The sequence below is a fragment of the Limnochordia bacterium genome (genome assembly GCA_023230925.1).
Taxonomy (GTDB): domain Bacteria; phylum Bacillota; class Limnochordia; order DUMW01; family DUMW01; genus JALNWK01.
Window position 1 is genome coordinate 17,757 of record JALNWK010000040.1, and the last position, 9,861, is coordinate 27,617.

Here is a 9,861-nt window from a genome sequence, read left to right on the forward strand (position 1 = left end):
AACATATAATCAACTTAGCCCAAAATCTGTAAGAAGATCCGTTGCATATAGCCTGTTGTCTGACTTGGTTACCGAGTCCTAGTCGCTTGCTGAGGGAGACTCTGTTCGTAACCAGGTCGCTCGAAAGTTGAGAATGCACATCCTTTGGTATAAGTTGTGCCAAACCGGCGAGGAGAGATTTAGTGGTACGGACGAGGCCTGAAAACCGTGTCGATGGCTCGTAAAGGATTGTATAGAAGGAGGGGATTGTTGAAGTAGCACGTTTACGGGATGAGTGGTGACATGTTTACCATGGTACAATGGATACCAGCGAGAGAACGACTTAAGAGCTTTGATGGTCGCTGTTTTCGTTGACCCACAACTCAATCTTCACACCGAGGTAACAGGAGACACTGTATCCAAAACCAAATTGGATGAAGGTGTAATTAATGGCTCACTAAATATTTAGGAAACAGCGTTGCTGACGTTCTAGAAATCATTCTTCAAATTATGATCTTTGTACCCGGGAGGGCAATGAGTATGCACAGCAAGCCAGGTTCACAAGTCGTAGTATTGATTGCCTGTGTCGCTGTCCTGATAGCAGTGCTAGCACCAATGACAGCTGCCCAGACTCTTGAATCTGTCACATTTAGCAACCCGATCGATATCGGTATTGCAGATCCTTGTGTAATTAGAGCTTCCGACGGAAGGTTCTACCTGTATAGCACGGGTCTTTCGGTGTGGTCATCAGATGATCTTGTCAACTGGAAACACGAAGGTAACGTGAAACCAAGCAACACCTGGGGTGTTGCCGATTTCTGGGCACCTGAGGTTGTTGAATACGAAGATTCGTTCTACTTATTCTATTCCGCCGAACGGTTACAAGGAGGGAAAAGGATTGGTGTGGCCATCAGTGAGAGTCCCATTGGGCCCTTTGTAGATCGAGGAAAACCCCTATTTGATTTTGGCTACGCGGCCATTGACGCTAGTCCGTTTATTGACGATGACGGTAGAAAATACCTTTTCTATTCGAAGGACCAAATGGGCACCGGTGGAGGACGCTACGAAAGCCACAGCTATGGTATTGAGCTTAGTGATGATTTCTTTTCTGTGATCGGGGAACCGGTGCTGTTAACCAAGCCGGACCAAGGTTGGGAAATGTACTCAGGTAACCATCTTTGGAACGAAGGTCAGTATGTCATTAAGCATAATGGTACATATTACCTGATGTATTCGGCCAATTACTTCGGCGGACCTGATTACTCCGTGGGATATGCCACTTCCGATTATCCCCTAGGACCATACGTCAAATACCAAAACAACCCGATTCTCAGCCGGGGCAGTTGGATCGGCAAAATCTCTGGGCCTGGCCATCATAGTGTCTGCCGATCTCCCGACGGGAATGAATGGTTCATCATCTACCATGTGCACGCTGATCCAGCGGTAGGCGGGGGGAATCGCCGTCTGTCCATTGATCGGATGGGCTTCCGGCAAGACGGTTCTATCTATGTAAATGGACCAACCCTAACCCCACAACCAAAGCCCGCTGGTGCAACCCCCTTGGTAAATCTGGCTCCACAAGCCGCTGTAAAGGCAAGTTCGGTCAAATCTTCCCACAGGGTGGAAGCCCTCACCGACGGAGAGATCGTCACCCAAATCAGAAACAGTCAGTACGACTGGGTCAGCAAAGATGGCGAGAACTCTTGGGTACGTCTTGAATGGACCCACCCCCAACGGGTCAAATACCTGTTTCTTTACGGTAGCATCAGCAGCGGGAGAAGGATCTCCCAAGGGACCGTATCTTTCGGTAATGAGCAAACACCCATCGGGAAGATCGCCGTGGATGAGTTTCCCAAAGAACCAGGAGCTGCAGCCATTATTACTCTCCCAGATGACCAGGATATTACCTGGATTGAGTTTCGCATTGATGAGTTAGTGAGCAAACGGGGAGAAGCAGCTCTTACCGAAGTAGTTGTCTTAGGATACCCCCTAGGGTATGTGTGGTTTTCCTCTGTAGTTGAAGGAACACAGATAACCGATCTGACTCCGATATGTGTTCAGGCGCCGGGTATAACACTTGAGCGGGTTCAGATTGACATCAATGGGCAAACCGTTTATGAAGGCGATTGTCTTCCTACAGAGCTAGTGCTAAACCCATCCCAACTAGATCGGGGTTACTATGACATTTTTGCTACCATGATCGACAAAGATGGGCAAGAGCATTGTTGCTCAACAAGATGCACGGTGGAGCACATTGATTTGGTCAAACCCGCACCAGGGACTTGGTTGACAGGAGAAGTCAGCATTGAGGTCGCACCACTAATCCCAAGTTGTGAGTTTGCCGACGTCCGTATTGATCTTGAGCGGGTAGTCGCCGATACCCGAGTCAGTAGACCCATGGACACTACCGGCATAGATCGCATGTCGTTTCAGGCGATGTCCTTGTCTCAGGAGTTTACTCTTAACACGCTATCCCTTGAAGATGGAGCCTATGACATTGTTATCCATGCTACCACTGTCCATGGAATCCAATCGGAGAGGCGGGAGCGCGTTGTCATTAGCAATTGGAATGTACTGGAGGATCACATTCTGCCTCCAAAGGACCTAGGATGGTTCGGCACCACCGAAGCGCTTAAAACCACAAAAAAATCCAGTGGGTGGCACTATACCGGCGATGATCCTGAACTGTTCTTTGGGGATAGAGATCGAATCATGCGTAGTGGGGAGAAAGATGAGTACCTAATCTGGAACATGGCCAACCTACACCGCTATGCCTTGACCTTATACAGCAAAGATCCAGCAATTGAGGAGAGCATATTAATAGAAACTTCTGCTGATGGGAGAACATGGCACATGGTGCCCTATGTCGTAGACCTGGTCTACCCAGAAAAAAGTAACTCAAACCCATGGCTAGAACTTAATGTCACTGGCAAAGTCCCAAAAACATCAGATGCTAAGTTCCTGCGACTTACTTTCACCAACAAAGGGCTTTCGAAGGATGCACTACAGCTTGGTTATGTACGACTGATCGGTGCGAAGGATCCAGGACTCTTACACTTAATTGTTGATTAGCTTATTGGTGGGGTAGGGTCTATACACAGTGGGCACATGGTGCAATGAATTAAAGAGAACATCTAATGCAAAACGATTATCACGGAAATTCTCGCCGATAGGAGGACGAAGCATGGAAAAGCCGGCCTATGGATTGATCGTAGTTGCTCTACTTTGCACACTGTTAGTACCAAGTACAGTAGCATCAGAGGATCTAGACTCTCTCATATACGTTAGTGAGGACAATGGGGCTTTCCACATGCTCACTGACGCCATACATGGCGATGTACTGGTCAAAAGTACTCTTAATATCGCTAAATCTAACGGTAAAGTAGGAGACACGATTGACCTAGTGGGACTTACTACACAAAGGGATAGTAACAACTACTTACTTAGTCTGCGGGCTGTACTGGCACAGAAGAGTTGGTTCTATGACCGGTGGGAGATTCAGTTAGTATCCGATGACGGTTTACTTGGGGAAATGGGTTCTTTCGTCTTGTACAGCGACAGTACAGGGAAGTTTACCGATCCAAAGAACGTGTATAGCGCGGTTATGGGTTATAAACGTCAGACCGGTGAGGTAAGTGTCCGCCTGACGAACCTTACCTCCGGTACGATCCTGTGTGAAGGTTTTGCCTATGTTCCCGTTGTTTACGATCCCCTATACGGCAGATGCGGCAGCAAGGGGCAAAGCACCTACGAGATGACTCAACTGCATATAACCGAAGGCTATGAACGTTTGGGAACAGCATTGGTCCTAAATCAATTGAAGGCTGGGGTAATCACAGCCGCGGGAAGGGTTGGCTATGATGTCTATGTAAACGAGGATCCTTTGCAGTTTAGCATTACTAGAACCGCCGGATTTCTTCCGGGCAATTATGTTCTCGTTTTTGAGGATACGGGACAAGAGATCTTTACTCTACCGGCCCAGGAGAGTGCCGTTGTAGATTTAGGCCACAAGGCTCTTCCTCCTGGAGAATATACCGGTTTGTTAAGATACGTTGAAGAGGGTTACACCCAAGATGTCCTTCGAGTGCCATGGTGGATTATCGGGCCTGAGGTTTCATTGAGTATTAGCGTTTCTACTGAGTCTGGCCTATTTCAAGACGCCCAGTTTCCCGTACAAGGTGAAATAAAGCTGCAGAGTAATCAACGGGTAGATGACCTGCGGTTGCTGCTTGCGACAACCAGCGGCGAATCCATTCTCACACTGGATCTAGACCATATTGATGATGGAAGGACTATTCCCTTTGAGATTGCCCGACTTGACCGGGCCTTGAAAGACCTAGAACTTGTAGCACAGCTAGTAGATCAACAGGATGGTACCCTATATACCCAGGGAAGGTGGTCCGGAATGCAGATTGAACTCCATTCCTATGACTATTACACAGATGAGCTGACCGATAGAATTACTGCAGGGGACAGTCTAGTGCGGGTATGGATTCATTCCTCACTAAGCACATCCGAAATGGAGAACATCGTCGCCAGAGTGGTTTTCACCTCTCCTAGTGGAAAGGAGATTCCCACTTTTGCTAAACGTATTACGCTGCCCGTGGAACTTGTACCAAATCAACTGGATTTACAAGGTAAGGAAGTGGGGCGCAGAACCTGGGCGAAGACAGGACACCTCACCTACGCCTGGCACGCGCCCCTATTGCCCTTGGAACCCGGTCCGTGGACGTACCAAGTGGAATTATATAACATTGACCAGTCCCTCCGACATTTTCGTCTGAATGAACGTGAGGACTTCATTGTCTGGCGTGAACCACAGGAGGTTCTCTTTACCGGCGAAGGCGGCTCCTTCTATGTTGAAGCGGCGATGGTAAGGACAGAACCCTGTAGTACAGAAGTGGTAGGCCTTGAAGTGGTCCCTGGATCAGTGATCAAGCTTGAGCAAGTAATGGCGGATTGGGATAAGCATCTTTATCGTCCGACATTGAATCAGACCTTTACCCGTTATGCTGTAGGCGGTACAGACCTCGGCCAGTCATTCGCCCATGGTGATCGACTCATTTTCCTCTTTGGCGATACCATCGGAAGCCAAGGTTTCATCGAATCCTTTGCCGCTCAAAGCAGGACCGAAGACCCCGAGGCAGAGGGCGGTTTGAAGCTGGAGGTCTTCACCGATAGGTGGGGTAATACTTTGCGTATGAAGCCCCCAGGCATTAGTATGGGTGGTTTCGAAGTACCCACGGGGGGGTTTAGTCTTAATGATAAGATATACATGCTGGTAAGAACTAGCTGGCGGGATGGTATTGGCCGGAGTGTACTAGTTCATCTCGACGAAGAACATAGGATGTATCGTCCCATTAGGGAGTTTTCTCCTGTAGGTGGTAGATTTGTAGAAATAAATGCCCATGTTGCCCCGAAACCCATTCCGGGGCTAGAAGATATGCAAGAGCCGGTTGTGTTTTGGGGAAGTGGGGAGAATTACCGTAAGAGCGACTTATTTCTTGGGGTGATTTCCGCACAAGACATCGAAAAACCGGGTGCCATGAAGTACTATGCTGGTCTGAACCAAGACGGTATTCCAATCTGGGCTGACCAAGAAAAGGACGCGGTAGCTGTTGTCAAGGAACCGGTCTTTGGGGAATTCTCCGTTATCTGGTGCAATGAGCTTCAAATCTGGCTTCTTGCCTACGGCGGTGGAGATCTCAGGTGGGCCAAAGAACCGTGGGGCCCTTGGAGTGAGCGAATCTCCATTCCCAACCATGCCGTAGCCGCCAACAACTATCTGTATACTCCATCAGCTCCTTCAGACCTTGCCGGTCCGGTTATTGGTCCTGAACCATTAAACCGCCATGGCGGCTGCTATGGATTCTACATGATCGAGAAGTTCACGAAGGTTAAAGACGATATCCTCCGGGTTTATTACCTGCTATCCACTTGGAATCCCTACGTGGTTGTTTTGCAGCGTATGGACCTAAAGGTCACCTTCGATAACTAGGGTTCCTATAGATCTATGCATTGAGATGTGCGGACTACAAACTAGTCCGCACATCTCCATCTGGGAAAAGCATCTCTCCCCGTGATCATCTATGTGCTATGCAAGTCACTCAATATGATCCCCAAGGCTTTGGTCATCCACACCGAGAACTCATCGGATCCCGCGCCCTCGATGAAATAAAGTTGCCTGGATCACAAGGTGTTTTAGTTACGGCCAGAAATGTGGGTACGACACCCGCCTTTCGTCCTGCGCCTGCTTGATTGTTTGAGCTCAACCCTGAAAGGACTTCTGGTCTTCTAGATTGCACTCGTTCTAGCAAAGTCACTAGATCTTCCTAATTTAGACAGGATCAATCAGCTGTGCCCGTTCATTAAAAAACACCTTATAACCTGTCCACATCAACAGGTAGACGGTAAGCGATACGCTTCCTAGGATCACCAACATGATCGCAATCTGGTATCTAATTGCAGTAAGCGGAGGGGTTCCCGAAAGAATCTGACCAGTCATCATCCCCGGCAGGGAAACAATACCCATACCGATCATTGAATTTACTGTGGGGGTAATGGCAGCCAAGAAAGCTTCATTGGTGATGTGTTTAGAGGCCGCATAGGGAGTTGCTCCAAGCATCAAGGCTGCCTCTAGCAAATCCCTTTGCTGCTGAAAACCTCTAATCATCCGCTCTGTACCAAGAACTGCGCCAGTCATGGAGTTACCAACAATCATACCGGATATGGGAATGAAATACTGGGGCAAGTACCAAGGATGTATGTTTACCACCACAAACAGGAAATAGGATAAACCCAAAGTGGTACCCAAACTTAAGGATAGTATTATTCTGTACTTGAGGGGTCTACTAATCGGGGTCTTGACCCGATGGAAAATGTTGTTTACAGCGAAAATCTGCATCACCAGGAAGGCAATCAGTGTTACCAGATAATGCTGCGCCCCGAATATGTATGTTAAGACATATCCTGCCAGGATCAACTGAATTGTCATCCGAAGGGTAGCAATAATAATTTCTCTTTCAGTGTCCAGCTTCCTTCTTCTGACGATGAACGCTACTATTGCTACAAAAACGTAGGCACTTAGCAAGCGGGGAATGCCTATTTCAATTATTGAGTTTTGCACCGATCACATCTCCTAATAGATCTCCTTAATCCGGCCCGCCTCCATGACAACTACCTCATCGGCCACATTGCGGGCCAATTCCATCGAGTGGGTTACCATAATCAAGGTCCATTGCTTCTTGGCACAAAGATCCTTGACGTAACCCATGGTGCTCCCCGCCGTCTGTTCGTCTAGAGCCGAAGTTGGCTCATCTAGGAGTAGTATCTCTGGCTCCATCAGTAAAAGACGGGCTAGGGCCACCCTTTGTTTCTCGCCTCCCGAGAGTTTATCCACCGGTCCGTCAATGGTCAGATGAAGATGCAGCTGTTCCAGCAAGCCCTGCAATACATCATCTGAAGGTAGCCTACCCCCTGCGTAGCTAAGCCCCAAAAGCAAGTTATCCTTAATGTCTCCCGGAAACATCAAGGGTGTCTGGGGTAACATTGTTACAGTCTGTCTTAGCTTTATGGGATCGTATGCCGAAATGTCCGTACCCTTAAATAGGATGGTCCCCTCATCGGGTGAAATTAGGTTGTTCAGCAGCCTTAACAGAGTAGACTTTCCGCTACCGCTTTCCCCCACGATACACGTCGTCGCAAGAGGTTGTAATCTCAATTCCTGAATGTCTAGTATTCCTTTGTACCTGACCCCACTTAAATAAAACATTGCTGTCTCCTCACATTATGCAAAGGATCCGTCTCTTTGTCCATGCACTGTGACCTAATTAGTGCTCCTACAGCCCTGCAAACTTCTCACTTTGGATGAACCGGACTAGATCAGAGAAACTGCCTCGGAAATCCGGTTCCCGTCGGAAGGGGCCATCGTCAAGGAGACAGTCCTCAACAAGATAGGTGGTAATTCCAAGATCACCAGCCACCAGATCTTCACAAGTATTATTACCGATCATGATACACTCCTCTGGTTCGCGATTAAGCTTACACAGGATCTCCTCATAGTACTGCCTATTAGGTTTACAGTAAGAGAAGTCCTCGTATGACGTAACCAGACGATAGGGTAGACCGTAGATATTACCCCATCTAAGGCGTTCATTAATAGCAGTCAAAGGGAAAACCGGGTTGGTGGCAATAACAACGTCATAGCCCTGACCAATGAGTGTTTGCAGCATAGAACGGGCCTGGGGTAAGGGCGTAATCTCCAATACCCTGCAAATATGGGAAAAGTCATTTTCGTAGAAGCCATCAATCACCGGAAGGATCTCCTCAAGGGGCAAGCCTAACCCTTTTGGAAAATGGTCCCAGAAGACTTCACTGTTGCTCCTTGTAGGATCCAAGGAACGGATCATCTCATCAGTAGATAGGAGCAGTTGCTGCACGAACCCTCTAGGCTCAGTCAGATGGGCGACCTTGGCCGCAACTGCCTCCAGATATGCCTTAATGAAATCTTCATACTCAAAATGTACCAAGGTCCCATCAAGGTCAAACATCACTGTAGTAATCATTCTAATCCACCCCAGATTCAACGCCGTTGTGCTGGCTCTATTGTACAAGAACTCCTCTTACCAATTCAAGGGATCTTGGGCCTTTCTGAACGATGTTTAGAAGGGATGTGAAACCCATTCATAGAATCTGACTAGTGAGATTGACCTAACCCTCGAAGTCAAACAGGTGAGCAACCAAGCACGAAAGGATGAAATCAGTGAAAATCGTTTTTCTTGGTACCGCAGCCGCTGAAGGTATTCCCGGCGTATACTGTCAGTGTTCTTTATGTAAACAAGCCTGGATTAATGGGGGCAAGGATCTGCGAAGTCGCGCGTCGATTCTCATCGACGAGGAGTTCAAGATCGATCTGGGGCCCGACACCTACATGCAGTCGGTGAGAGCCAGAAGATCCTTGGCCCAAGTTAAGCACCTACTAATTACGCATACCCACGGAGATCATTTCTACCCCCAGGAGCTGGGCATGCATAAGGAACCCTTTATAGCAGCTTCGTCTCCTCAACCAGTGCTCAACGTCTACGGTTCTCCAGCCGTGGGGGAGATCCTACAAGAAAGGAATCTGGCTTCAACTGTTGTTTTTCACCCCTTAACCCTGTGGGAACCTACCGCGATCGAAGATGCTGTGGTAACCCCTCTTCCCGCCGAACACTCTAGTCACGGACAACCCTTTGTGTATCTTTTCCAACGAAAGGGTGTCACTTTGTTCTATGGACATGATAGCGGCTATTACAGTGAGCCGGTTTGGTCTTTCTTAAAAGACAAGACCATTGATGTGGCCCTGCTTGATTGTACTACCGGGAAATACCCAAGCACCGGACATATGGGAATCCCGAACATCCTGGAAGTGAGAAGGCGGATGCTCGAAGAGGGTATGGCCACCGGCAACTCCGTGTTTGTGGCCACTCATTTCTCCCATAATGGTGGGTTACTCCATGGACAATTTGAGGAACGGCTAAACCCGCAAGGCTTTCTGGTGGCCTATGATGGCATGAAACTGGATGTGCAAGGGTAGGTCGTTGTTCGGAATATTGTGTCACTGATAGCACCAACTTCCAACAGCTTAACCGCATAAGCTGTTGGAAAACTCCTTACTTAAAAACAGCAAATGGCTTTGGAAACCCTTGACTTTTCTGGGCAATATGATACCTGACTTTAGGAGTAAAAGGGAAAACATGGTGTTAAACCCTAAAGGCTGTAGTTTAACATTTTCTTTATTTGTGAGTCGTTGAGAAAATAATTGGTAATCGGTAATCCTAGCTCAACTGCCAGGCTTTTTATGAGTTCGGAAGACGCTGTGATGTTCACATATTTATCCTGTTC

Annotated in this window: 6 protein-coding genes; 3 read left to right on the top strand and 3 right to left on the bottom strand. The window is 47.9% G+C overall.

Annotated elements, in window-relative coordinates; translation table 11 throughout:
• Positions 1-519 precede the first annotated feature (519 nt).
• On the top strand, positions 520-3,051 hold the full coding sequence (locus M0Q40_09425; GenBank protein MCK9222820.1) for a glycoside hydrolase family 43 protein: 2,532 nt from the start codon (positions 520-522) through the stop codon (positions 3,049-3,051).
• 112 nt (positions 3,052-3,163) lie between these two features.
• On the top strand, positions 3,164-5,977 hold the full coding sequence (locus M0Q40_09430; protein ID MCK9222821.1) for a DUF4185 domain-containing protein: 2,814 nt from the start codon (positions 3,164-3,166) through the stop codon (positions 5,975-5,977).
• A 339-nt stretch (positions 5,978-6,316) separates the two neighbouring features.
• Here M0Q40_09430 and fetB read toward each other — a convergent pair whose 3' ends face one another.
• The 3 genes from fetB to M0Q40_09445 all read right to left on the bottom strand — a co-directional run bounded on the left by fetB (position 6,317) and on the right by M0Q40_09445 (position 8,543).
• On the bottom strand, positions 6,317-7,105 hold the full coding sequence (fetB, locus tag M0Q40_09435; protein ID MCK9222822.1) for an iron export ABC transporter permease subunit FetB: 789 nt from the start codon (positions 7,103-7,105) through the stop codon (positions 6,317-6,319).
• A 12-nt stretch (positions 7,106-7,117) separates the two neighbouring features.
• The gene (locus M0Q40_09440) at positions 7,118-7,750 is read right to left on the bottom strand and encodes an ATP-binding cassette domain-containing protein (protein ID MCK9222823.1); all 633 of its coding nucleotides are present in this window, start codon (positions 7,748-7,750) and stop codon (positions 7,118-7,120) included.
• A 67-nt stretch (positions 7,751-7,817) separates the two neighbouring features.
• Positions 7,818-8,543, bottom strand: a complete 726-nt coding sequence (locus tag M0Q40_09445) for an HAD family hydrolase (GenBank protein MCK9222824.1) — start codon at positions 8,541-8,543, stop codon at positions 7,818-7,820.
• 197 nt (positions 8,544-8,740) lie between these two features.
• On the opposite strand from M0Q40_09445, the gene M0Q40_09450 reads away from it, so the two are divergent.
• Positions 8,741-9,553: an MBL fold metallo-hydrolase gene (locus M0Q40_09450; protein MCK9222825.1), complete on the top strand. Its 813-nt coding sequence runs from the start codon at positions 8,741-8,743 to the stop codon at positions 9,551-9,553.
• Positions 9,554-9,861 lie beyond the last annotated feature (308 nt).

Coding starts and splice junctions, on each gene's coding strand:
- M0Q40_09425 (MCK9222820.1), top strand. CDS start 520: ATGCACAGCAAGCCAGGTTCACAAGTCGTAGTATTGATTGCCTGTGTC.
- M0Q40_09430 (MCK9222821.1), top strand. CDS start 3,164: ATGGAAAAGCCGGCCTATGGATTGATCGTAGTTGCTCTACTTTGCACA.
- M0Q40_09440 (MCK9222823.1), bottom strand. CDS start 7,750: ATGTTTTATTTAAGTGGGGTCAGGTACAAAGGAATACTAGACATTCAG.
- M0Q40_09445 (MCK9222824.1), bottom strand. CDS start 8,543: ATGATTACTACAGTGATGTTTGACCTTGATGGGACCTTGGTACATTTT.